The following is a 25037-nucleotide window of genomic DNA, read 5'->3' as shown; positions in this document are numbered from 1 at the left end:
AATATTTTTCACAGACCAAAGATTCTTTGCTCACTATTGCTTGCTATATGAATAATAATATATTTGTCGGACAGTTTTAAAAACAATAAACCGAATAATCATAGCTCTTATGGAACAAATGTTTACGTATGTGGTCCCCGCACTCGGGGTTCTCGGCCTCATTGTGATGGCCGTAAAATCTGCTTGGGTTACAAAGCAGGATGCCGGAGATGCCAATATGCAAGAATTGGCAGGTCATATAGCCCGTGGGGCAATGGCGTTTCTTCGTGCTGAATGGAAAGTACTTTTTTACTTTGTTGTTATTGCTGGAATTATCCTTGGTTGGTCGGGTACGCTAGTAGAAAATTCAAGTTGGATTATAGCCATTTCATTTGTTATTGGAGCTGTTCTCTCTGCCTTTGCGGGCTATTTGGGGATGAATATTGCCACCAAGGCTAATGTAAGGACTACCGAAGCAGCAAAGACTAGCTTAGCCAAAGCATTGAAGGTTTCTTTTACAGGTGGTTCTGTGATGGGTATAGGAGTAGCTGGCTTGGCTGTATTGGGTATGGGCTCGCTTTTTATACTTTTCTACAACATGTTTGTCGTGTCTACTGGCGGCAATGTCAACGGTGACGCCATGGCCACTGCGCTTGAGGTGTTAGCTGGGTTTTCTTTAGGAGCTGAATCTATTGCGCTTTTTGCTAGAGTAGGTGGTGGTATTTATACCAAAGCTGCTGATGTAGGAGCAGATCTAGTTGGAAAAGTAGAAGCTGGTATCCCAGAAGATGATGTGAGAAATCCTGCGACGATTGCTGATAACGTAGGTGATAACGTGGGTGATGTAGCTGGTATGGGTGCTGATTTGTTTGGATCTTATGTGGCTACTATTTTGGCCTCCATGGTATTGGGTAGAGAGATTGTTTCAGTAGATAATTTTGGAGGAATCGCACCAGTATTGTTGCCTTTAGTGATAGCTGGTTTGGGTTTGATGTTTTCTATCATCGGAACTCTTTTTGTCAAAATCAACAAAGAAACAGATTCTGTTCAGGCAGCCTTGAACAAGGGTAATTGGATTTCCATCTTGTTGACAGTAGGAGCCTCTTATTTTGTGATTCAGTATATGTTGCCTGATGGTGATTTGGTGCTTTCTAGAGGTGGATCAATTTCATTCACCAAAATGGGTGTATTTGGTGCTGTTGTGATTGGGTTGATTGTGGGTGCTTTGATGTCTATCATCACAGAATACTACACTTCCATGGGAAAGAGACCTGTCAACTCTATCATCAAGCAATCTTCTACTGGTCATGCAACCAATATCATTGGAGGACTTTCTGTAGGTATGGAGTCTACTGTATTGCCTATTCTGGTATTGGCAGGAGGTATTTATGGTTCTTTCCTTGCAGCAGGTCTTTACGGTGTTGCGATAGCTGCTGCTGGTATGATGGCTACTACTGCCATGCAGTTGGCCATAGATGCTTTTGGTCCTATAGCTGATAATGCAGGGGGAATTGCTGAAATGTCCGGCCTTCCTAAAGAAGTTCGTGAGCGTACTGATATTTTGGATGCTGTAGGAAATACGACTGCTGCTGCAGGGAAGGGTTTTGCCATTGCTTCAGCTGCATTGACAGCCTTGGCATTATTTGCCGCTTATGTTGGATTGGCTGGTATTAGTTCTATTGATATTTATAAAGCAGATGTGCTTTCTGGTCTTTTTGTTGGAGCTATGATTCCATTTATCTTCTCCTCACTTGCGATTGCAGCGGTGGGTAGAGCAGCGATGGATATGGTGAATGAAGTAAGGAGACAATTCAGAGAAATCCCTGGTATCATGGAATATAAGGCCAAGCCAGAGTATGAAAAATGTGTGGAGATTTCTACCCAAGCATCAATTAGGGAAATGGTCGCTCCAGGTGCTATAGCTTTAATTTCGCCAATTATTGTTGGATTTGCTTTTGGTCCAGAGGTTTTAGGTGGACTTCTGGCAGGGATTACCGTATCAGGTGTGTTGATGGGGATATTTCAAAATAATGCAGGTGGAGCTTGGGATAATGCCAAGAAGTCATTTGAAAAAGGAGTTGAAATTGATGGCAAAATGGAATATAAGGGTTCAGAAGCCCACAAAGCATCTGTTACTGGTGATACAGTAGGTGATCCTTTCAAAGATACTTCTGGCCCATCGATGAATATCTTGATCAAGTTGACATCTATCGTTGCCCTGGTAATTGCGCCGCATATCTCAGAAGTTCCTCATGGAAGTGTGGCCGATGCTGAGAAGGTTGAGGTCAAAAAGGAGATTACCTATGAAGATGGTAAGAAAATCGAGAAAGTTGAAAAAATTGTTATTAAAGAATAAATAATACATTACAATGATTTTATAAAAGCCGTTCCTAGAAAAAGGGGCGGCTTTTTCTGTTAATGACCTTTAAGAAAATGTGGTAGAAATAGTTCAGAAATCCAGCTTTTCCAAGTTTTGCGCTGTAATACTTAGCATTTGCTTTAAACTAAAAATCTTTCTTTTTCAGATACAATGGTAGATATATTTTATTTTTTTAAGATTAATAGGTATATTTCTTTTGTTGTTGGATTACTTTGGTAGTAAAAGTATTATCATAGTTATGTTTTGCAGAATATACCTGATTGAGGTGTTTTTTTGAGTTTCTAGGGTTTGTCCCAAAAAGCACTGTATCAGTTTTGAAAAAATATAGACTAAAGGCAATTTTATGCTTTTAGCGTTGCAGTCGGTCTGAGATTCTACATCTCGGTTTTTTAGATATTTTCATTTACTAACCCTATAAACAAGTTTACATGATCAAAAGATGTACTAGTAGTGTAATCTTCCTAATACTACTGTTTGGCATGAGTTCGCTGTATGCCCAGCAGATTACCGTATCAGGGAAAGTGACATCACAGGAGGATGGAGAACCTCTTCCAGGTGTCAGTATTTTGGTTCAAGGGACTACCATCGGTGCAGTGACAGATATTGATGGTACCTATACGATTCAAGTTCCAAGTGGAAATTCAGTATTGGAGTTCTCCTATATTGGATTTGTCCGACAAAATGTGTCTGTCAGAAATAGGAGTACGATCAATCTTGAAATGGCTCCAGATATTTCGCAGCTTTCGGAAGTGGTTGTGACTGCTTTTGGGTTGACGCAGGAAAAGAAAAAGTTGGCCTTCTCGCAGCAAGAAGTTGGTTCCGGAGAGATTGTGGCTTCAAGAGAGCAAAATGTGGTAGATGCACTTAATGCAAAAGTTGCAGGTGTGCAAGTTACTCGACAAGGAGGTTCGGCAGGTGCTGGTTCCAGCATTGTGATTAGAGGAATACAGTCTATTTCTGGACAGAATCAGCCGCTATTTGTGGTCGATGGTGTGCCGATTAATAACTCATTTAGAGCTTCTATCGGGACTTCTGGAGGCGTGGATTATGCAAATAGGGCTATTGATATCAATCCAAATGATATTGAAAGTATTTCCGTATTGAAGGGGCCTGCTGCTACCTCGTTGTATGGAATCCAAGGGGCTACTGGAGTAGTTTTGATAACTACTAAGAAAGGTTCTAAAAGAAAAGGATTTTCTGTAGATATCTCTACCAATACCTCTACTGATAGAATCATGAATTATTTTCCTGCACAGCTTCAATACAGTCAAGGAGATAATGGTGTTTATAATGGAGGAACTACTTTCAATCATTATGGCGCTCCAATCTCTACTTTAAGATATGATGAAAGCACACCTTTTGCCAAGGACCCTAGGGGTACCATTGTGGACATGAATCATCCTAATGCCGGACCAAGAGTACCGGTATACGACAACCAAAGGCTGTTTTTTCAAAATGGATTTACCAATGATACGCACGTAGCAGTGTCATCTTCTACTGATAAATCAAACTTTTACCTATCCGCAGGCAACATGTATCAAGAAGGTATTATTCCCAACAATACCTTTAATAGAACTTCATTTAAATTAACAGCTGACTCACAATTGAGTGATATTGTTAAAATAGGTGGATCGGTAAATTATGTAAATAGCTCGAGTACAAAATTTGGTAGGGGTGATAACTTCTCTGATGCCATCCAAGGGCTCTATAGAACTCCTCCTTCATTTGATAATTCAGCTGGATTTGTTTATCCAAGTGGTGTTCAAAGAAACTTCAGAGGAGCTTTAGATGGTTCACAGCCATTTAGTCCAGATAACCCTTTTTGGACAGTCAATAACAACCCTTATACAGATAATGTCAACAGGTTTATTTCTTATCTACAAACAGAAATCACTCCTGCGTCGTGGCTGACCATTACCCATAGATTAGGATTTGATTTTGCTCATGATGAGAGAACACAAATCTGGGCTCCTTCATCTTCAGGTGGCGCAGCTATTTCAGCTAGTGGTGCATTGGGAGGTAGGATATATGAAGATACTTACACAGACAAGATCCTCAATTCAGATTTAATTATCTCTGCTACCAAAGATTTAAATGAAAATTTTACCTCTACATTCTTGGTAGGACATAATATGTTCAGCACCAATACTGCGAGCTTATTCATGAATGGGACAAATTTTGCGATTCCTGGTTTATTCAATATTGCAAATACGCAAGAGAATCCGATTTTCACCAAAACAGATACCAGGAGGTTGACACAGGCGGTCTTTGGTAGAGCCAGTTTAGGTTATCTAAACTCTGTTTTTCTTGAGTTGTCAGTTAGAAATGAGTGGGCTTCTACATTACCTGCCAATAATCGGTCATTTACATATGGTAGTGCAGGTTTGAGTGTGGTATTGACAGATTTATTCAAAATTGAGAGCAATACATTTAGCTATGCGAAGTTGAGAGGTTCTTATGCTGGTGCTGGTAATATTCCTCCAGCATTTGCTACAGAAACATTTTATAATATTGCTACGACCGGAACAAGGTATGCCGGGGGTGTCAGGTTCCCAATTGATGGAGTTGGTGGAGTCTTATTGAGCTCCGCTGCTGGGAATAGCAACCTTCGAGCAGAATTTACCAATACTTTTGAAATAGGTACAGATATCAGGCTTTTCGAAAATAGAGTAGGCTTAGATGTTACTTATTACAATGCCATCAGTAGAGATCAGATTGTATCTGTACCTGTACCCGCATCTACAGGCTTTACAAGTCAGCTCATCAATGCGGGGGAAATACAAAATAGAGGGATCGAAGCTGTCTTGAATGGTACTGTAATGGACAGAGGAGATTTCTCTTGGGATATGATCATCAATTTTACGCGCAATAGGAATTTTGTCAATTCTTTGCCAAATGATGAACCTATAGTGGATAACCTTTTCGGCGCTAGAATTCAAAGAAGATTGGTTCCAGGTGAACAATTTGGTTTGTTTTATGGAAATGCTTTTCTCAGAAATGATAATGGTGATGTACTAATCAACCCTCAAGGCTTCCCTATTATTGACCCTGTTCAGAGGGTAGTAGGAAACCCTAATCCAGATTATTTGATAGGCTGGCGTAATAATTTCAATTACAAAAATTTCAACCTTACCATGCTTTGGGATGTGAGAAAAGGTGGAGATGTGGTCAATGTTACGGCCTATTGGATGGGTAATGGATCCGGCGTAGCTGAGCATACAACTGATAGAAATAAGGTGGTGGTTTTCAATGGTGTAATTCAAAACCCAGGTGGAGATAATGATGGGCAAGTCAATAATATACCTGTAACACTTAATCAAGCAGCATTTCAAGGTGTTGGAGCGGCTACAGCCTTTGGAAGAGAATTGACAGAAAGGTGGGTTCAGGATGGTTCTTGGATCAGGCTTAGAGACATTACACTTTCATATAGGCTATCATCAAATGCTGCAAGTAGACTCGGGATGAGTAGAGCAACCCTGGGAGTTTATGGGCGAAATTTACTACTCTTTACTAACTATGGGGGCATTGATCCTGAAACCAATCTTTCTGGACCAAATAGTGTCGTAGGCTTAGATGCCTTTACTACGCCTAATATGCGAAGTTATGGTGTCACTTTGAATATGTCCTTCTAACCTAAAACATGAAAGCAATGAAAAATAAAATTATATCCCTTATACTTCTGCTCTTTGTGTTGATCTCTTGCGAGAGTTTTGATGAAATCAATACCAACCCAAATCAGGCGACAGATGCCTCCATTCAGGTGATATTTCCTGCTGTGACAGCTTCTTTCGCTTATGGATTGAATGGTGAATCAGCGCAGTTTACGAGTATATTGATGCAGTACCTTACAGGGGTGCTTGGCGATCAGCAGCAGGTAAATAATTATTCCTTTATCGCTGATATGAGTGATGCAACCTGGAATAGGTTTTATGCCAATTGTCTATTGAATATCAAAAACATCAAAGAAAAATCTGAGGAATTAGGAGCAACACATTACGCTGGGGCTGCAAAAATCATGGAGGCTATTGTAATTGGTTATTCAGTAGATTTATGGAATGATATCCCTTATTCAGAAGCTTTGCAACTTGATGATATCAGACAACCTAGATTTGATGATGCGGCAGGTTTGTACCAAAGAGTTCAACAACTATTGGATGAAGGAATAGCAGACCTCAATGCGCAAAGTTCAACTAGTCCTAGTACAAATGATTTGATTTACAGAGCAAATAATGAAACCCTTTGGAGACAAAATTCAAGACCAAGATGGATTATGTTGGCTAGAGCTATGAAAGCAAGATTTCATAACCATTTAAGTAAAGTAGACCCTCAGGCGTCTGCAACTGCAACACTAGCAGCTATCGATGCAGGTACATTTACCTCCAATTCCGATCAGCCTAATGTGATCTTTGGTTCTGAGTTTGCCGGGCCTTGGTTTCCTTTCTTTCAGACCACTTTCGGCGAGAATAATGTGGCTATTAGTCAACGCTTCATAGACTTGCTAAGAGATAGGATTGCTCCTGGATTAGATGATCCTAGACTACCTTTCTTTGTGTCACCAACCACAGGAGGCCTTTACATAGGTACTCCAAATGGATCAAGTTCAAGACCACAAGGCTCAGTGATACCCGGCCCATACCTCAATAGGAGAGAGGCTCCAACTCCAATTTTGAATTACTCGGAATTAAAGTTTATTGAAGCAGAAGCAGCACTGAGAGCTGGTCAACCAGGAAGAGCAGCGACTGCATACAATGCGGCAGTGGCGGCTTCTCTACAGAGAGTGACAGGCAGTGTCAGCACGGCCTACACGGCTTTGTATGGAAGTGAAATTGGAGCGACTATTACATTAGAAAAGATCTTGGTTGAAAAACATATTGATTTGTTTCTTCAACCTGAAGCTTGGAATGATTGGAGAAGATCAGCACCAGCTGGAGCTAATAATACTGTCTCTGGTATTCCAAACCTAGTTCCTTCTCCTTCAAACTCAACTCAAGGAGCTTTTCCAAGAAGATTTATCTATCCTAATAGAGAAGTAGTCAATAATTCTTCAAATGTACCTAGTGTAACCAATCAGGATCGCGTGTTCTGGGATAGGTGATTTCGAACAGAAAAAATAAAAAATATGAAAAAGATATTCAATTTTGCAGCTATACTTTCAGTCATGGTATTCGCGTCTTCTTGTATCTTGGAAGATGTAGAGCCTGAGTATGAAGTGGTCGGAGCAGTAGGTACTATTTCAGGGCTTACAGCCTCTAGTACGAGCCCATCCGAAGGTCAAACAGTCACCTTTACAGTTAACTTCTACTCTGAGCATGAAAATGCCACAGAGCTTAGAATGAATAGAATCAGTGGAGGTACCGCCAACACTATCACGACGAGAAATTTCACTACTTGGAACACACAGGATTCTTATGTGGAGACATTTCAATATCAAGTGCCATCTGGTACAGCCGGATCAACAGTGACTATACAATTTCAGCTGATAACTCAGAGTGGCTTCTCAACTACTAGAAATATCAACCTGAATGTTCAAAGTGGTGGATAAACTAAATTAAGATCAATTTATGATTTGAAGGCTGTCATTTGGCAGCCTTCTTTTTTTGAAAAAGTTTTTCCAACCATGATCAAAACGTGGCTATATTTCGGGATGAAAAGTTTTGATGTAGTAGTAGTAGGTTCTGGGCCTGCCGGAGGTATGGCTGCTTATGAAGCAGCCAAAGGTGGACTACGAGTAGCCATTTTAGAGAAGGAGACCTTACCTCGATATAAGACCTGTGGTGGCGGTTTGGTTTTTCGTGGCAGAGACATGCTTCCTTTTGATATTTCCCATGTCATCGAAAAAGAGTTCAATGATCTATATATCTATTTTGATCATTTGAAGGAGCCACTTTTTGCCAAGCGACCTTATCCTGTAGTGACGATGGTAATGCGGGATAGTTTTGATCAATTGATCATTCAGGAAGCAGGAAAGTTTGGTGCTGAATTATTAGAAAATCATCAGCTCAAGGCTGTCAATTTTGATACTGAAATTAGATTAGAAACCTCTCAAGGGGCCATATCTTGCAAATATGTGATTGCTGCTGATGGAGTCTTGGGTCCTACGGCCAAACTCGCGGGATGGCAGGAAACACGAAAGACCATACCAGCATTAGAATACGAAGTAGAGGTGGATCAAGAGGCTTTTGAAAGACTTTCTGCAGAGGCAAGGTTTGATATAGATGCTATACCAAAAGGCTATGGTTGGTGTTTCCCAAAGAAAAATCACCTATCTATAGGAGTGGGGACTTTTGAAAAACGAAAGGTAAACCTAAGGGAGCATTATTATCAGTATTTAAAGACCTTAGGAATCAAAGAAGTAAAGTCCGAACAGGCTCATGGCTTTCAGGTTCCCGTATCACCTCGAACAGATGGATTTGTAAAGCATAACGTGTTCCTAACGGGCGATTCGGCGGGCTTTGCAGACCCACTAACTGCTGAGGGTATCACCAATGCCTTGTATTCCGGTAGCCTTGCGGGAAAAGCCATAGCTGAAAACTTTCAAAATCCTGCTCAGGCAGAGAAAGCCTACTTAGATGCATTACATGTCAGACTTCTTCCTGAATTGAAATTCACAGGTTATTTGGCACATCTATTTTATCACCAAAAGCGGATCAGGAATTATTTGATGAAGCAAAATGGGCAACGATATTGTGAAAAAATCACAGATGTCTACACGGGTCATTTGGAACTGAGTAAAGAAGTGAAAGATAGGATTATCAAGAATTTAGGTTTAGGTTTTTTGGTCAAGTAGATTTTCTCTTTGAATATACCATATTTGTCTATGGTTTCGAAATGGTAATTTTGTACTTCATTGACTCTAAAAAGGTTTGTGCAGTTTCGCCCAAAAAAAATAGACTTTATTTAATCTATAAGCTGCTAATATTCGTTCTTTGTACAAATTTATAGCATTATGAAATTTCACGAAGCGCCTATTCCAGACAACGAATTCGAAAGAATATTAGAGTTGTCAGAGTATGATTTAGATTATACAGATTTAGACAATCAATTCAAGGATTTGACCAAGCTAGCGGCAAAAGTTGCTAGGACTGAAATATCCTTAGTTAATTTGATAGATTCCTTTACACAATGGTCAGTCTCAGCTCATGGATTTCCAGCAGGACAAATGCCGAGAGAGGATTCAGTTTGTCAATACACCTTGATGGAGTCAGATCAATTCGAGATCAAGGACCTTTCCAAGGATGATCGCTTTTCTGACAAGTTTTATGTGAAGGATAGCCCAAATTTGAGGTATTATTTTGGAGTTCCATTGACGACAGCTGAAGGCCTCAATCTTGGTGCTTTGTGTGTATTAGATACTGATTTAAAAGATCTTTCTCAGGAGAAAATAGAATTGCTGAAGATCATAGCTGATGAGATAGTCAATAGATTGAAAATCATGAAGGCGGTCAAAGATCTCAAACATAGAATGCTAGAGATCAAAGAGAATCAGAAAAAAGTAGCACATGATATTAGAGGGCCGATTGGAGGCATCATAGGCCTTGCAAAGATTATTCAAGACCAAGGAAATGAAAATCAGCTTGAAGAGGTTTTGGACTTTATCAATTTGATTCAAAAAAGTGGAAATTCTGTTTTAGAATTGGCCGATGAAATCCTTTCGCAAGACTATCCGAAACCAACACAATCTAAGCCTCAGATCAACCATTCTGTTGAGTTCAGCTTGGAAACTTTAAAAGAAAAACTTTTGGATATGTATGGAGCTCAGGCAGTACATAAAAACGTGAGCTATACTGTAATCAATAAGGATGGTAGAGATCATGTGCCTTTCCCTAAAAATAAATTACTTCAGATCGTCGGGAACCTAATATCGAATGCTATCAAGTTTACTCCAGAAAATGGCTCTGTAAGTGTAGTCTTGGACCTTCAAGAGCAAGAGCAAGAAAGGAACGAGTTGGTGATGACCGTGGAGGATTCTGGTGTTGGGATGTCTAAGGAAAAAATTCAAGAAATTCTTGATGGAAACTCTAAATCCACTGACGGCACTGGAGGGGAGAAGGGGTTTGGTTTTGGTCTAGCACTTGTTAAGCATTTGGTAGATAAAACCAATGGAAAGTTGAGTATAGATTCTTCAAGTGAAGGCGGTACCAAGTTTACAGTCAAATTGCCAGTCTAATTAAAAGGCTACCCAAATTTGGGTAGCCTTTTAATTTATTTACTGATTTCTTCAAGGACACGTTTTTGATTATTAACGGGGTTGGCATACATGGCTAGAAAGCTTTTGACAGCCATAGGGTCATTCACATCTACTCCTTTTTGGAATCTTCGCTCGAATAGGGCCTTTTCTTCATCTGTATAATGCTCTTTATACTCTTCAACTCCATACATCAGGTCATGAGCAATATAATTCGTCGGCCATAATTTGAATCCAGCGAGGATATTTTGATCTATCAAATCTGCAATGGCTTGAAATTGCCGGTTGCTATTAGATTCAGTTTTCCCAATCTCACCTATAGCATCATTGAGGACTTCTCCTATGTGTATGTGGATTCTTTTCTTTTGACCCATTATACCGCTGAGCAAAGTTATAAAATCCTCGTTCTCGCTTTTCACATAGATTTCAGAATTTGCTTTGGCTAGCAGTTCTGGCATTTTCAATACATCAGTAGGATCATATTCATATGAGATAGAAACAGGTACGATATTCAATTTTTGGAAATATTCAATGACTTGCCCATCATCAGCAGCCATAGAAATCATCTTCAAAACACCCTTATGGGTTTCATCATTTCCGTCTTTGGTTCTACCTTCTCGCTGTGCGATCCATACTGAGCGATTTTCTCTTAAGAGTGAGTTTTTAATAAATGCCGAGGTGATTTTTGAGCTTTCTAAAAGCTCTCTTGCGGGTAATCCCCTCTTGATGGTAAAGTTTCTCGTCAGCCGAGATAGGGTGTTGAGGAAAGGTTTTTTGACTAAATTATCCCCAATGGCAGAGGTAGTCATGGATAATCCATGCTCGTAAAGACTGGCATTGAGCAATGAGGTGTCTAGGATAATATCTCTGTGATTTGATATAAAAAGATAAGGAACGTTTTTCTCTAATTTCTCAAATCCTGATGTTGATAAGCCTTCGGAGCTTTTTTCAAGTACTTTTTGTACACCTGGATAGATGAAATTGATCTGAAAATCACGGATAGAATGACAGTGAAGCATCAGGTCTCTCCAATAATCATCGCTGACATCAGGAAAAGTAAAATTCATCATTGCTTTGAGCATAGGGTGATGTAAGATCTCCCTGATGGCATCATCTACTTCCGTGTCATAATAAGGTCTTATATCTTCAAAGGGTGACATGCTTTTCTGATTTGTGCTTTACAAATAAACAAAAAAATGATGAAAGCTTGGAAAACGGGATGATTAATGGAACAAAAAAAGGCCAGCGTATCAAACGCTGACCTTTTAATGCCTTTAAAATTAAACTGTTATCGGATGACAAGTCTTTCGACCGATGTGGCCCCAAATCTATCTGTAATGTAGATCAAGTAGATACCTTTGGCCAATCCAGCCAAATCCATCTGAACTAGACCACCTTCTGTTAATTGAGATTTGATCAAAAGACCATTAGGGTTTCTCAATTCTATATTTTGAAGACCTTCAGCTTTCTTTAGTTCTACATTGACAAAATCTGAAGCTGGATTAGGGAAAACTCTTACTTTATTAGTATTTCCTTTGACAGGGAATGCAAATTCCTCAGAAGTAGCTGTACAACCTTCCAAATCAGTAATCACTACTGTGTAGATGCCCGCTCCTTGGATTCTCGTCTCGTTGCTGCTTGTAGTTGCGATCAATTGACCATTCTTGAACCACTGATAAGTGTATGGACCTTCCAAAGTGAAGAGTCTACTCTTTTCAAACCCTATCACAGGGGTTGGCAAAGATTTGATCTCAATCGCCACAGCCTCGGTAGCTATTGCATCACATATATTAGAATTGATGATGGCTCTGATTTGAGCAGCGGATTCAAGATCCTCTACAGTGATACTACTCAATTCAGCTGAACCTTCAATAGCAGACCAAGAACTTCCTCCATCAGTAGAGATTTCCCAGCCTACGATGCTATCATATCTTCCGCCTACCAATTCGAAAGTAATACTGTTCGAACCAGCACATACTTCTGTTTCGGAAGCAATTACAGAAGCTTGTTCAAGATCACATCTAAGAATAAACCTTGTCTTGATCGGCAAGTGGTCCGACGTGGTATTGTCATAATTTGGAATCAAATCATAAGGCGCAACAATACGTTCTGAATTTACGATCCAGCTGTCATTCAATTCATTGGAAATGATCTGATGATCAATCACATTCTCAAAGCTCGGGAATGTCCTCAATCCTGCATTGCTCAGGCTGAGCGTAATTGGCGTATAATTTTCTGGATCATTGATGTAATTGATAAATGAAGTTTCAGAAGTATTTACTGTAGGAGCAGTTTGATCAGCAACAGTTTCATCCAAATCATCATTGAAGTCACCAAGAATGATCAATGGTACATCGCCGTAATAAGTATCCAATGAATCTTTCAAGACATTCACATCATACCTTCTCATGGCATATCTCTGGGCTCCTGCACTCTCTCCACCGCCATTAGATCTGGTGTGTACATTGACTAAAGTAATGTTTTGCTGTACCCCATTGATATTTGTTTTGATATCGAATAGGTATGGAAGCCTGCCACTAGCCCAGAATCTACTTCTGTTTGCATCTGGATAGCCTTCCAAATCAGCTGTATTGACACCCTGTAATAGCACTCTCGTAGATACAGAATCTACTCTTGTAGTTTTGTATAGATAAGTAAGCTTCTGAGCTTCTTCAAAGCTACCTGCTTGAGATACAGCGGTGGAATGGAATCCTCTGTATCCAGGAAGTGCATCTACCAATTCGTAGAACTTATCTAGGTTAGTAATCTCTTGGAAAGCATATACATCTGCGTCCAAATCTTCAATCACAGTTTTTACATTTTGTAACTGCAGATCAACATTGGTTGGGCCTTGACCTGAGTTGGTAGAACCAAACCACTCTATGTTCCAGTTGACCACATTGAATGAATCATCTTTATCTATAGTTGCCCCTGTTAAGTAGCCTCTTCTGACAGAAATGTCACCACTTTCAAATTGAATCGGTGCAGCAAAGGCTCCTTCAATGCTTGGAGCAAATCTTACAGTGACTGTTTTCTGACCAGCCAGTTCACTTGGCGCGTAGGTCAATGTGCTACTGAAGCTAATGCCATCTTTAGAGAACTCAAAACCCTCGCCTGCGCTAATTGTCAAGTCAGCTACAGCATTGGATAAACCAAAGTTGAAAGTTCTTGTATTGCTTGAAGTACTACCTGCTGGTACAATTCCAAAATGCCAGTAATCTACATTCCCGATATTATTGGAGAAGAATGGCTCAGCAGGCACATCAGAGCTAAACAAAGCAAAATCATCCAGTGTCCATCTTGCAGCGCCAGTTTCTGGAGAAGAATTGTAGACAAATGCTATCCTTACTGTTTCACCCAAATACTCACTCAAATCAACTTGACCTGAGAAAGTCCACTGATCTGCTGTTGCAAATCTATCACTCAGTTCAGTCCACGTAGCTTCATTTGGATTTCCGCTTACATAGTCTGTAGAAATCAACAGCTTCAATCTTGGGCCTTGGAATGCGACTCTACTCCAGAATGTCATCAATGGAATATTAAACCCAGTCAAATCGTAAGGTGCTGAAATTAACCAATCTTCATTGAGAACCGCACCTCCAGAGAAGCCATTGATCTGTAAGCCAAATGGGGCTGAGGCAGTAGGAGTGGTGCCAGCTCTACCAAAAGTAGTACATGCCCATTCTTGTGCACCTAATACACTGATGGTTTCCCAGCCAGCTGGTAAGTCAGGACAGGTATTGTTGAAGTTTTCGCTGATATTGAATGGATCAAATACGGAACCATTTACTGTTACCGCCACTGGTAAAGTTCCAGCTGTTTGATTGGTAATAGTGGTGTTGAAAGTCCCTACTTCGGTATTATTCAATTGCACATATACTGTCTGAGTAACGTTAAGTTCCTCTACGGTGAATACAACAGACCCTGAGAAGGTATTCCCATCTTTAGAGACTTGATAAGGAGCAGGTGCTGATACAATGACATCTCCTTCAAGGTTTTCTGCAGAGACCTCGTAAGAAAGTACAGTTGGAGTACCCGCCAAACTGATTGCTCCGAAGTTCAATTCGCTTGGATTAACCTCAATTCTTGGAATAATTACTCCATCGGCATCTTTTACAATTCCTGTAAATGTCACAGGAAGGGCTCCAGGGAAGAAATTGGTCACTCTCGAAGTTCCGGTAGAAGCAATCGTTCCGCCATTGGCAGATACGTCACTTGTGGTGATTATTCTAAACTCCACATCACCAGATAAATTTTGTAATGCTGAAAGGTCAATGATTTGATTCACAAACGAACCTGTATGTTGCCATTCAGCAATTCTAGCTGTGAAGCCATCACCACTATAAACCAAAGCCAAATCTCTTGGGCCAGTATTAGAAGAAGTACTTCCTATTTGTAGCGTTGTCAAGTCTACCAGCTTATCAGCAGAGACATTGAACCCAAATGTGAAGTAGCGATCATCACCAGCATTCCAACCGTTCGAGTTGATTGAGTTATTCGCTGATGCTGGATTGATTCCAGCTCCTCTAGCAAAATCTCTCGCAGCTATACCTGCTACAAGGGCATTACCAGGTGTTGCTACTTGATTTCCTGGTTCACCTGAGAAGTTCCAATTGACAAATTCTATTGGCTCTAATACCTCAGGAATAGTTACACTCAAATTAGCGATACCGATTTGTCTACTTCCACCTCCAGCATTGAATCCCCTATCAGAAGACCATTCAATAGTGACCAATTCTCCTGGGAGGATATTCAGTCCAGAAAGGAGTGCAGATTTATTTTCATCTTCTCCAGAGGCAGTGCTGTAGCTCAGTTCTGAAACAGTAGTCCCGTTGACGGTTACCGTCCACTCAGGAAATCTTGTTTGATCAACCCTACTGACTCTTCCAAGGTAAGAAATCTCTAAATCTGAAATAGGAAAGCCCGTAGTGTTTTCTAAAGTCAAGCTAACAGTAAATACACCTGAAGTTCCGGTATGTTGGTATCCTAATACATCTCCTCCTCTAAATCCACCAGCAGTGCCAGCGCCAAAAAGGCCATTGTAATTTAGTGCACCAGCTGAGAAAGTCCATTCGCTTTCAGTGCCAAAAGTAGTCACAGGACTGCTCAAGCTGACAAAGTTTTCGAAATTCTGAACGTAAGGAATGCCAGCAGCAGGAGTTGCAGGTACATTAATGATAAAGTCAGCTGAAGCCACTGCGCTAGCTGAGAAGCCTTCTGCAAAAGCCACTGCTGAAAGCGTACTTGTAGTTGAAATGGAGATAGGGCTAGAATAGATTGGACTATTTAGATTTGGAATAGAACCATCTAGTGTATAATGTATAGCAGCACCTGCAGTTGCTGAAGAAAGAGATACTGATACAGATTCATCAAATGTCCCACCATTAGGATTGATAACAGGAATAGCAGCAGGGTCTGGGTTTTCTCCATCAAACGGATTCCAAGAAATATTGTCAATCACAAGCTGTCTATTTTGAGTACCTCCGAGCAAGTGTCTAATTTCTAATACAAAATCACCTTGTATATCTATATCTCCTACCTCAAAACTAAAAATTTCATCACTTCCTCCAGAGAAATTTCCGAAAGTAATGGATTCCGCAATTAATTGATCATTGATGAATAAGCCAATTTGCCTGTCACCCGAAGAGGTAAACGCTTTGCGCATATCGACTTTGAAATTTTTGATACCTCCACTTATAGTACCGGATTTGATGGAGCTATTTTCCCCAGATCTCCTAAGGAGTAGTCCTTCAGCTATTATCGGAAAAGATTGTTCGCCAGTCACATGGGTATATTCCCATGTAATATCATTGTTGCCAATGAAGGAGCCGTCTCTGTAGGTTGTACCAGTGAGACCAAGGCTTTCAAATGTTTCTACAAATTGATACGAAGTAGTACCCTGTCCCAAGGCACTGACCAACGTCGTCAACATGATGATTACACTCAAATTGATTTTAAGTAAATTGTGTTTCATGTATATGTGATTGATGATTTAAGATATGCAGTTTGTTGTAAATAAAATGCTGCTAAAATTAACCGATTGGAATCGGATAAACCAAATTTTATTATTAACAAAAGGTTAAAAATTTAAAAAAATTGGGATTAGTTGATTTTTACTAGTTTTAGGGAGATAAAATTTGGATAGTCCAAAAATGAAAGATTGTTGTTTGTTTCCAGATTTTAGCACTTTAGTGCCAAGTTAAATCCGTTGGCTTACAATAATTTTTTAATCCTAAAATGAGGTGATTTCAATCGTAGATTTATAAAAAAGGAGACTTAAAGCAGCAAGCTGAAAAATAAATTTATACCTTAGTAATTGAAAACTTTAGGGGTGCCTGATTGGCTGAGATTATACCCTTTGAACTTGAACCAGGTAATGCTGGCGAAAGAAAAAGTATGACTATCTATTTGCCTCAGGATAGCGTAATGATCACCGATTTATAGTGCTCCTAAAGTTTTTTTTAACCTTAAAAATAAAATCATGAAGGACACAATTATCAGTACATTCAATCATTTCAAATCTAACCCAACGCTTGTTCAATCGATTACCAATTACGTGGTAATGAATAATACAGCAAATGCATTATTGGCTGTTGGCGCATCGCCTATCATGGCGCATGCACATCCTGAAATGGGAGATCTGTCCAAAATTATTTCATCCTTGGTCATCAATATTGGTACACTAGACGAATATTGGGTGGATAGCATGTTGCTAGCTGCGGATTGTGCCAACGAAAATCAAAAACCTTGGGTTTTAGACCCTGTGGGAGCGGGAGCTTCTGCCTATAGAAATGAAGTCTTGACACAGTTGCTCGCCAAAAAGCCAAGTATCATTAGAGGGAATGCATCAGAAATCATGGCTTTGGCTAGTGTAAATATCCAAAGTAGGGGTGTAGATAGCAGCAATAGCTCAGATGAAGCACTGCAAGCAGGGATTGAACTTTCAAAGGAAACTGGAGCCGTAGTATGTACTTCTGGTGCGAAGGATTATATCATCAAAGAAGGAAGAGTAGCGGTGATCTCTAATGGACATCCCATGATGGCAAAAGTGACGGGTATGGGTTGTACTGCATCTGCGATAGTGGGAGCATTTGCAGGAGCAAGCGAGGATGCATTTCTTGCCACTGCGACTGCAATGGCAGTGATGGGTGTAGCAGGTGACATTGCAGCAGAGCAAGCTACTGGCCCAGGAACACTCCAATTACACTTTTATGATGCACTTTATCAATTGAATGAACAGGAATTGGTAAAAAGATTGCACATTGATCAATTATGACAAGTCAATTCCCATACCGTCTTTACTTGGTCACAGATGAATTAGCTTGTTTGGGTAGGGATTTTTATTGGGTTGCGGAGGAAGCTATCAAGGGAGGTGTAGACATTGTTCAACTTCGCGAGAAGAAGCTTGATGATCGTCAATTCCTTCAAAAAGCAGAAAAATTAAAAGTGATATGTGATCGATATAAGGTTCCGCTAATTATCAATGACAATGTCAATGTAGCGCAATGGGTTGAAGCTGATGGAATTCATGTAGGACAGTCAGACACTGCAATCCATGAAGTTCAAAAGGCTTTAGGCGTAGATTTTCCAATAGGGTTATCCATTGAGAAAATGAATGATATCAAGGATCCATATTCAAATTTAGCTTGGTATTATGGTGTTAGTCCAGTTTTTTCGACTCCGACTAAGACTGATACCATAGCAGAATGGGGACTCGAAGGCTTAAGCGAATTGAAGACGATGAGTACCAAAGCCCTGATTGCCATAGGAAATATTAAAATCCAAAATGCAGCCTCAGTGATCGCTGCTGGAGCAGATTGTCTTGCTGTGGTCTCAGGTATTTGCAGTGCAGAATCGCCAGCCAAAGCTGCAGAGCTATTTAGAAAAGAAATTGATTTAGGTTTAAAAATCAGAGAAAAATGAAATCATATATTCCTGTATTGAGTATAGCAGGCTCAGATAGCAGTGGAGGAGCAGGAATCCAAGCGGATTTAAAGACCTTTTCAGCTTTGGGTTGCTATGGGATGACTGTCATCACGGCTACTACAGCTCAAAATACCATGGGCGTCAAAGGTATCCATGGTATCCCAATTGATCATATAGAAGCGCAGTTAGATGCAATATTGTCAGATATTCCGCCAAAAGCCATCAAAATTGGTATGCTTGATAGGCCTGAGGTAGTGGAGTTATTGGCTAGCAAGTTGAAAGGTTTAGAGATCCCGATAGTCTTTGACCCGGTGATGGTTGCAACATCAGGAGATCGATTGATCCAAGAGGAAACCATCGAATCAATCAAGGAAAAATTATTCCCGATAGTATCATTGATCACACCAAATTTGGATGAAACAGAAATTCTTTGTGGATTTAAAGTTCAGAGCCTGAGTGATATGAAGAAAGCTGCGGCTTTTCTACAATTCTACATTCCAAATTCAGTTTTGATCAAAGGAGGACATTTAGAAACAGAGGTTATCCAAGATTTACTGGTCATGAAGGAAGGAGATGAAGTGATGTATGAAAATGCTAAAATAGAATCTAGCAATGTTCATGGCACAGGTTGTTCTCTTTCATCGGCGATTGCAGCTGAATTGGCAAAAGGAAGTGATTTACAATTAGCAGTGACTAAGGCTAGAAATTATATTTATCAAGCTATATTACTCGGGAAATCAGTAAAAACAGGTCAAGGAAATGGTCCCTTGAATCATTTTTTCAACCCTCAAAATCAAATTATACATGAAGTGGAGTGAGCAAGCATGGGGGAGTATTGAACCCATCTATCAGAAAATATTAGAATTGCCTTTCAATCAAGAATTGACCGCCGGCACTTTAGATAAGGAGAGGTTCAAGTTCTACATGGCGCAGGATGCCTATTATTTAGGTGAGTTTGGCAAAGCATTGAGTACCATCTCGAGTAGGTTGCAAGATTTGAATCAAGTACTGGCTTATTCGCAGTTTGCAACTGGAGCTATTGTAGTGGAGCGAGCCTTGCACGAAAGTTATTTCAAGACCTTAGGGATTCCTGATGAAGTGAAGCCTTCACCTACTTGTCTGCTCTACACCAATTACCTGCTCTCGAAATCAGCTTTTGCCAATGTAGAAGTAGCAGCAGCAGCGGTATTGCCTTGTTTTTGGATTTACAAGGAAGTGGGAGACCATATTTATGCGCAGCAATCAGCAGTCCGAGATAATCCTTATAAAAACTGGATAGACACTTATTCAGGAGAGGAGTTTGCTCAATCCGTAATGCAAGCCATACAAATTACTGATCAGTTAGCATCAGAGGCAAGCGATAAGCTTCAAGGAGAAATGCTAGAAGCCTTTCAAATGGCTACACGATTGGAATGGATGTTTTGGGAAGCTGCATATCAAAAGGAAAGCTGGGCTATTTGAACCGTAGCCCAGTTCTCTTTTAATTGATAGCTCTCAATTCATAGATACTATACCGAGTAACCTCCTCTTCTATATCTTCGCTAGGTTTTTCTTCCACAAGAACCTTATTGTTTCCTAGAGAAAAAAGCATAATTCCCTTAGGTGCAGCTAATTCTCCGTTAACTTGCCTGCCATTTTTAAATATAAGCAATTTGAGCTTGTCATAAGCATCACCAAGACGAAATGGTTGCTCTTCCGAGTTTTTCAATTCATATTCTGATTCAGTTACACCTTGGAAATAACTTACTAGCCAATAATCTTCACTGATTTCGAGTAACTTTTGATTTCTTCCTGCCATGGAAGATAGCTGTTTGATCCTTGGATCATCCATCACCGTGCCAAGTGGTACAGGATCGTATTTGATAAAATCACTATGCGTCAGCGGGATGTTTTTAATAAGTGAGAAATCCAATAAGTCATACACCTGAATAGATTCTGATAGGCCTTGTAGTACATATAACTTGTTAGCTGATATAAAAAATGACTTAGCCATCAGGTTAGTATAAATATGGGGAGTCTTTTTATAATAAGAGTCTGCTTCGTAGGGGATGATTGACTTCAATTCACCAGTTTCTGGATAAAGGATAGAGAAGTTTTGCAAAGTATCTCTACCTACTTCATTATAGATTAAGAGATGGGCTGAAAGGAATGTAGTAGGCCCTACAAGATACCTCGGATGGTTTTCCTCCATGAAATAAGCTGTCTTGCCTGATGGAATGATAGATCTCACGGGAAGTGGAGAGCGGATACTCATGTTTTCAAGTTGTTCATAAGCTTGGTTGTAGGTAGCTAAGACAAATGGCATTTGTAGCACTCTTTTCTGATCAGGGCCAAAACTCAAACCCATTGGACCATAATTTCTTAATTTGCCTGGACCATCTCCACTGAGATTAACTCTTTTTATGATGTTCCCTTCAGGGGAAATTTCAAGCACGTCGTTTTCTGCTTCACTGTAGCCTAAGTAGATGTTTTCACTTTCACTGAAGTCAGTAATTCTCACCCTAGTTAGATTTTCTACTTGGAAGGAATCAACTTTGACTAATTCATAGCCTGAGGCATTACTGAAATGCTTTGATTCTTCGCTTTTACCACAGGCCGCAAAGAGCAGTAGAGCTAAAAGGTAATAGCCATATTTAAAGTTCATCATATTCGAAATATGATAAAAAATTAGTTCGAACAAAAGTAAATATTTAGAATAGTGTCTAAAAACAAAAATCCGAAGCAGCTATGCTTCGGATTCGTTGATTATTTAACCTTTGCTTAAGTGTTATTTCAAGATTGGTTCGATGGTTTTGATTGTTCCATCAGCAAGATGTTCCAGTTCAGCCATTTTGATATTTCTGAGATGTGTTTCTCCTGATAGTTCTGTATCATGATAGAAAATGTACCATTTGCCATCAATTTTGACAATAGAATGGTGATTGGTCCAGCCTTGTACCGGCTTCAATACCACACCTTGGTATGTAAATGGACCATAAGGCGAATCTCCAATAGCATATGCGATATTGTGGGTATCTCCAGTGGAGTAGGAGAAATAGTATTTGTCATTGTGCTTATGTACCCAAGCAGCTTCAAAGAATCTTCTCTCGTGATCTCCAGCTTTGATAGGAGTGCCATCTTGATCAAGTATTGCGATTTTCTTTGGCTCCTCACCAAACTCAAGCATGTCATCGCTAAGTTTCGCTACCATAGGACTGATAGCAGGTTCGTCATCTTCTGGTTCGTCAGCATAAGGAGATTTTCCCGTTGATAAATATTCGCCAGTTCTCCATTTCTGAAGCTGACCTCCCCAGATTCCTCCCCAATAGATATAGTATTCCTCGCCATCTTGAAACACAGCTGGATCAATACTATATGAGCCTTTCATTGGCTCAGGCTGAGCTGTGAATGGTCCCGTTGGGCTATCGCTAACAGCTACTCCAAGTCTAAAGATGTCATCAAAATCTTTTGCAGGAAAGTAGAGATAATATTTATCGCCTTTTTTGGCCGCATCTGGTGCCCACATCTGTCTTTTGGCCCACTTGACATCATCTACATCCAAGGCTCTACCATGATCCACAGGCTCTGCATTGATGTCAGTCATGCTGAATACATGGTAATCTCGCATATTGAAATGTGCACCTGAGTCATCCTCTTCTACCACAGATTCTACATCATGAGAAGGGTAAATGTATATTGTGCCATCAAATACATGAACAGAAGGGTCTGCTGTATAAATGTGGGACACTAAGGGTTTGGACAAAAACTTTGGGGCTTCTGATACTTCAACTTCTTCTTCGGTATCTTTACTTTCTCCACAAGAAATGGCAAACAAGGGAATGGTAGCTAATAATGCTACCCTAGAGATTGATTTTAGGTTCATAGGCTTGACTGATTTTAATTTTTTATTAATTCTACATGATAAGCGATTGAAATGAAATCGATTTCAATAATATTGAATTTTGATTAGAAACAAAAATGAAACTTGCTCAGTATGCCATTATCTGTAGAATAGTATGCTTAATTTTATTTTAAAGGTTTGATTTTTTACTTGAAAAATCAATTTGAAGAGTAGGTTCAGAAATATTTTGATTAAAAATAAATTCAATTGTATTCATTTACTTAAAATATTTATGAAATCGGTTGCATTTTAACAAATTTTGTTTCATGTTTAAGGCGAATTTGATAAGTCTTGATAAGGAAAGTATCCCTTTCATGTATTATTGAATTAACATTAAGCCCAGAATGAATAGATTTCTTCCCTTTTTTATTTTACTCTCTGTAGTATCGATTATCGATGCTTTCGCTGAAATAAGGCTTCCAGCTTTGATCAGTGATGGACTCGTTTTGCAAAGAGATATTCCTGTGAATATTTGGGGATGGGCGACCGCTGATTCAAAAATTACGGTAGAAATCAGTGGCATCAAGGTGTCTGGAACTGTCGACAATCAGGGAGCATGGAAACTTATCTTACCTGCGGCTCAGTCCGGAGGCCCTTACGTTTTGAAAATTTCCTCAGAAACGGAAAGTCTTGAAATCAGTGATGTTTGGTTTGGGGAGGTTTGGGTATGTTCTGGTCAGTCTAATATGGAGACGACAATGGAGCGTGTGGAACCAATGTTTCCTGAGGAATTTGATCGACCGTATCAGCATCGGATAAAATATTTTGATGTTCCTGATGATTACTCTTTTACTGGAGCCAAGCATGATTTGAAGGGTGGAAAGTGGGTGGCTGTCAAACCAGAAACTATTAGATCCTTTGCCGCGATCAGTTATTTTTTTGCAAAAAAACTTCAAGAGGAATATGATGTAGCTGTTGGTGTCATCAATGCGAGTGTAGGTGGTTCGCCGATTCAGGCATGGCTAGGTGAGCAAGCGCTAAAGTCCTTTCCAAAAGATTATGATGAAGCCATATATTATCAAAAACCTGGAATCATTGACTCCATAGAGCAAGCAGACAGAGCTAGATTCAATCATTGGAAAGACAGCTTAGAAGCTGTTGATTTAGGATTGAAAAAATCAAGAATCAATTGGTTTGAATCAGCATTTGTACCTTCTGGCTGGAGTAAGTTAGAGTATGTAGATTTATTTCCTGCGGAAGAAGGGTATGCTATCAATGGTGTTTATTGGTTAAGAAAAGAATTCTATTTGGATTTTGATCCTTCGGAAAGTGAAGTTGCAAGACTTTTATTGGGAACTTTGATTGATAGTGACCAAACTTACGTGAACGGTGAACTAGTAGGAAGTACAGGATATAGATATCCGCCAAGAAGGTATGAAGTTCCATCAGATTTTTTGAAAAGGGGGAAGAATGTTATTACCATCAGGTTAGTTAGTGAGAATGGGCGCGGTGGTTTTGTAACAGAAAAACCCTACCAGCTAGAAATAAAAGGGCAAATTATTGATTTGAGCAAAGATTGGAGTTATCAATTGGGTGCGAAAATGCCTCCTGCTCCAACTCAAACAGCGATCAGGTTTAAACCAATGGGTTTGTACAATGCTATGATCGCTCCCTTGCACAATATGACAATCAAAGGACTACTTTGGTATCAAGGAGAGTCCAATGTCGGCCAAGCTCAGTTATATGACAAGCAGTTAGAAGCACTGATTTATAGTTTGAGAGCAAGCTGGGGGGAGGAAGCCTTACCTTTTATTTTTGTTCAACTGCCCAACTATCTTGAAGCTTCCGATCAACCTCAGGAAAGTGGTTGGGCAGAAATGCGGGAAGTACAAAGATTAGCTTTGAGACATCCCAATACAGGTATGGCGATTACCATTGATGTAGGGGAGGCCAATGATATACACCCGCTAGATAAGAAGACGGTAGCTGAGAGGCTAGTTTTACAAGCCATGAAAGTCGCCTATTTTGAAAAAGACATGGTTTTTTCAGGTCCAGTATTTAAAAAAGGGCGAGTCAAAAGAAACAGGTTGATTTTAGACTTTGATGAGAAAGGGAGTGGACTTACCACCATTCAAGGAAATAGACTTGGAGGATTTTCATTGAAGGATCATACTGGTTCTTTTCAATGGGTTGCAGCAAAAATCCATAATAATCAAGTTGAAATAATGCTTCCCAACAATTTGAACCCTGTATCAGTCAGGTATGGCTGGGCAAATAACCCGGTCAATGCAAACTTAATAAACAAGGAAGGAATGCCAGCATCTCCATTTCAATTTGAGCTGAGTTTTTGAAAACCGCCACAATTACCCTAAGCTCTTATAATTAGGGCTTATTTTTTTACCAATTCAAAAATATTCAATCATAAATTGACAATAAGAGCTTGTTAGATTTTCTGCTTAAAATCGAAAAAAACTATGATTTATGCTTGCTAATTCAGGCTTTCTCTTGCTTTTGAGACTGATAAAAATTTGTTAAGAAGTATTATAATTTTTGTATTTGAAAGTAATCAAATTAGTGTAGGAACGACGTGCTATTGGCTCAATATTTTGACATTAATTTTGAAGAAAATCTATCAAAATTCAGTACGATAAGCATACGATTTTAGAATAAACAGTTGAAAATGTAGGTGCTTTATGTCAATCGCAATTTGAAATTTTCATATAAGTTAGTTGAGAAAAATAATTCAA

The 25037-nt window shown here is 39.6% G+C and carries 15 protein-coding genes and 1 riboswitch; of the genes, 11 read left to right on the top strand and 4 right to left on the bottom strand.

What is annotated here, in order from left to right; translation table 11 throughout:
- Nucleotides 1–109 precede the first annotated feature (109 nt).
- The 6 genes from BW935_RS09785 (at nucleotide 110) to BW935_RS09760 (ending at nucleotide 10526) form a co-directional block, all read left to right on the top strand.
- Nucleotides 110–2335 carry a sodium-translocating pyrophosphatase gene (locus BW935_RS09785; protein ID WP_076501021.1) on the top strand — a complete coding sequence of 742 codons (2226 nt, stop codon included), beginning with the start codon at nucleotides 110–112 and terminating at the stop codon, nucleotides 2333–2335.
- Between the two features lie 452 nt (nucleotides 2336–2787).
- Nucleotides 2788–5991, top strand: coding sequence for a SusC/RagA family TonB-linked outer membrane protein (locus tag BW935_RS09780; protein WP_076501020.1), 3204 nt, complete (start codon nucleotides 2788–2790; stop codon nucleotides 5989–5991).
- A gap of 17 nt (nucleotides 5992–6008) precedes the next feature.
- Complete coding sequence (locus tag BW935_RS09775; protein WP_175606661.1) at nucleotides 6009–7454, top strand: SusD/RagB family nutrient-binding outer membrane lipoprotein; 1446 nt, start codon at nucleotides 6009–6011, stop codon at nucleotides 7452–7454.
- A gap of 24 nt (nucleotides 7455–7478) precedes the next feature.
- Nucleotides 7479–7901: a hypothetical protein gene (locus BW935_RS09770; protein WP_076501016.1), complete on the top strand. Its 423-nt coding sequence runs from the start codon at nucleotides 7479–7481 to the stop codon at nucleotides 7899–7901.
- Nucleotides 7902–7976: 75 nt separating this feature from the next.
- Nucleotides 7977–9146 (top strand): geranylgeranyl reductase family protein, encoded by a 1170-nt coding sequence (locus BW935_RS09765; RefSeq protein WP_245802678.1) that lies wholly within the window; start codon nucleotides 7977–7979, stop codon nucleotides 9144–9146.
- A gap of 159 nt (nucleotides 9147–9305) precedes the next feature.
- A complete protein-coding gene (locus tag BW935_RS09760; RefSeq protein ID WP_076501015.1) occupies nucleotides 9306–10526 on the top strand; it encodes a sensor histidine kinase in 1221 nt (406 codons plus the stop codon).
- A 35-nt stretch (nucleotides 10527–10561) separates the two neighbouring features.
- Here the strand turns inward: BW935_RS09760 and BW935_RS09755 are convergent, their stop codons facing one another.
- Entirely contained in the window at nucleotides 10562–11704 is a 1143-nt protein-coding gene (locus tag BW935_RS09755) for a 1-acyl-sn-glycerol-3-phosphate acyltransferase (RefSeq protein WP_076501013.1), read from the bottom strand.
- A gap of 128 nt (nucleotides 11705–11832) precedes the next feature.
- On the bottom strand, nucleotides 11833–16518 hold the full coding sequence (locus BW935_RS09750; RefSeq protein WP_084565918.1) for a chitobiase/beta-hexosaminidase C-terminal domain-containing protein: 4686 nt from the start codon (nucleotides 16516–16518) through the stop codon (nucleotides 11833–11835).
- A gap of 343 nt (nucleotides 16519–16861) precedes the next feature.
- Nucleotides 16862–16952: riboswitch (TPP riboswitch) on the top strand.
- Nucleotides 16953–17025: 73 nt separating this feature from the next.
- Between BW935_RS09750 and thiM the strand changes: the two genes are divergently transcribed.
- The 4 genes from thiM to tenA are packed head-to-tail and all read left to right on the top strand — an operon-like array spanning nucleotide 17026 to nucleotide 19931.
- The gene (gene thiM / locus BW935_RS09740) at nucleotides 17026–17820 is read left to right on the top strand and encodes a hydroxyethylthiazole kinase (protein WP_076501011.1); all 795 of its coding nucleotides are present in this window, start codon (nucleotides 17026–17028) and stop codon (nucleotides 17818–17820) included.
- Nucleotides 17817–18467 (top strand): thiamine phosphate synthase, encoded by a 651-nt coding sequence (thiE, locus tag BW935_RS09735; RefSeq protein ID WP_076501009.1) that lies wholly within the window; start codon nucleotides 17817–17819, stop codon nucleotides 18465–18467. Before thiM ends, thiE begins: the two co-directional genes overlap by 4 nt.
- On the top strand, nucleotides 18464–19288 hold the full coding sequence (gene thiD / locus BW935_RS09730; protein WP_076501007.1) for a bifunctional hydroxymethylpyrimidine kinase/phosphomethylpyrimidine kinase: 825 nt from the start codon (nucleotides 18464–18466) through the stop codon (nucleotides 19286–19288). Before thiE ends, thiD begins: the two co-directional genes overlap by 4 nt.
- Complete coding sequence (tenA, locus tag BW935_RS09725) at nucleotides 19275–19931, top strand: thiaminase II (RefSeq protein WP_076501006.1); 657 nt, start codon at nucleotides 19275–19277, stop codon at nucleotides 19929–19931. The genes thiD and tenA overlap by 14 nt, the downstream gene beginning before the upstream one ends.
- A 19-nt stretch (nucleotides 19932–19950) precedes the next feature.
- Here the strand turns inward: tenA and BW935_RS09720 are convergent, their stop codons facing one another.
- The gene (locus tag BW935_RS09720) at nucleotides 19951–21117 is read right to left on the bottom strand and encodes a hypothetical protein (protein WP_245802677.1); all 1167 of its coding nucleotides are present in this window, start codon (nucleotides 21115–21117) and stop codon (nucleotides 19951–19953) included.
- 120 nt (nucleotides 21118–21237) lie between these two features.
- Nucleotides 21238–22332, bottom strand: a complete 1095-nt coding sequence (locus BW935_RS09715) for a glycoside hydrolase family 43 protein (RefSeq protein WP_076501002.1) — start codon at nucleotides 22330–22332, stop codon at nucleotides 21238–21240.
- A 362-nt stretch (nucleotides 22333–22694) separates the two neighbouring features.
- On the opposite strand from BW935_RS09715, the gene BW935_RS09710 reads away from it, so the two are divergent.
- The gene (locus BW935_RS09710) at nucleotides 22695–24641 is read left to right on the top strand and encodes a sialate O-acetylesterase (RefSeq protein WP_076501001.1); all 1947 of its coding nucleotides are present in this window, start codon (nucleotides 22695–22697) and stop codon (nucleotides 24639–24641) included.
- The last annotated feature ends 396 nt before the right edge of the window (nucleotides 24642–25037 follow it).

It is taken from the genome of Belliella pelovolcani, from assembly GCF_900156785.1.
GTDB classification, from domain to species: domain Bacteria; phylum Bacteroidota; class Bacteroidia; order Cytophagales; family Cyclobacteriaceae; genus Belliella; species Belliella pelovolcani.
This window is presented reverse-complemented; position numbering and strand designations above follow the sequence as displayed.

Coding starts and splice junctions, on each gene's coding strand:
- thiE (WP_076501009.1), top strand. CDS start 17,817: ATGACAAGTCAATTCCCATACCGTCTTTACTTGGTCACAGATGAATTA.
- BW935_RS09785 (WP_076501021.1), top strand. CDS start 110: ATGGAACAAATGTTTACGTATGTGGTCCCCGCACTCGGGGTTCTCGGC.
- thiD (WP_076501007.1), top strand. CDS start 18,464: ATGAAATCATATATTCCTGTATTGAGTATAGCAGGCTCAGATAGCAGT.
- tenA (WP_076501006.1), top strand. CDS start 19,275: ATGAAGTGGAGTGAGCAAGCATGGGGGAGTATTGAACCCATCTATCAG.
- BW935_RS09710 (WP_076501001.1), top strand. CDS start 22,695: ATGAATAGATTTCTTCCCTTTTTTATTTTACTCTCTGTAGTATCGATT.
- BW935_RS09720 (WP_245802677.1), bottom strand. CDS start 21,117: ATGATGAACTTTAAATATGGCTATTACCTTTTAGCTCTACTGCTCTTT.
- BW935_RS09770 (WP_076501016.1), top strand. CDS start 7,479: ATGAAAAAGATATTCAATTTTGCAGCTATACTTTCAGTCATGGTATTC.
- thiM (WP_076501011.1), top strand. CDS start 17,026: ATGAAGGACACAATTATCAGTACATTCAATCATTTCAAATCTAACCCA.
- BW935_RS09780 (WP_076501020.1), top strand. CDS start 2,788: ATGATCAAAAGATGTACTAGTAGTGTAATCTTCCTAATACTACTGTTT.
- BW935_RS09765 (WP_245802678.1), top strand. CDS start 7,977: ATGATCAAAACGTGGCTATATTTCGGGATGAAAAGTTTTGATGTAGTA.
- BW935_RS09775 (WP_175606661.1), top strand. CDS start 6,009: ATGAAAAATAAAATTATATCCCTTATACTTCTGCTCTTTGTGTTGATC.
- BW935_RS09750 (WP_084565918.1), bottom strand. CDS start 16,518: ATGAAACACAATTTACTTAAAATCAATTTGAGTGTAATCATCATGTTG.
- BW935_RS09755 (WP_076501013.1), bottom strand. CDS start 11,704: ATGTCACCCTTTGAAGATATAAGACCTTATTATGACACGGAAGTAGAT.
- BW935_RS09760 (WP_076501015.1), top strand. CDS start 9,306: ATGAAATTTCACGAAGCGCCTATTCCAGACAACGAATTCGAAAGAATA.
- BW935_RS09715 (WP_076501002.1), bottom strand. CDS start 22,332: ATGAACCTAAAATCAATCTCTAGGGTAGCATTATTAGCTACCATTCCC.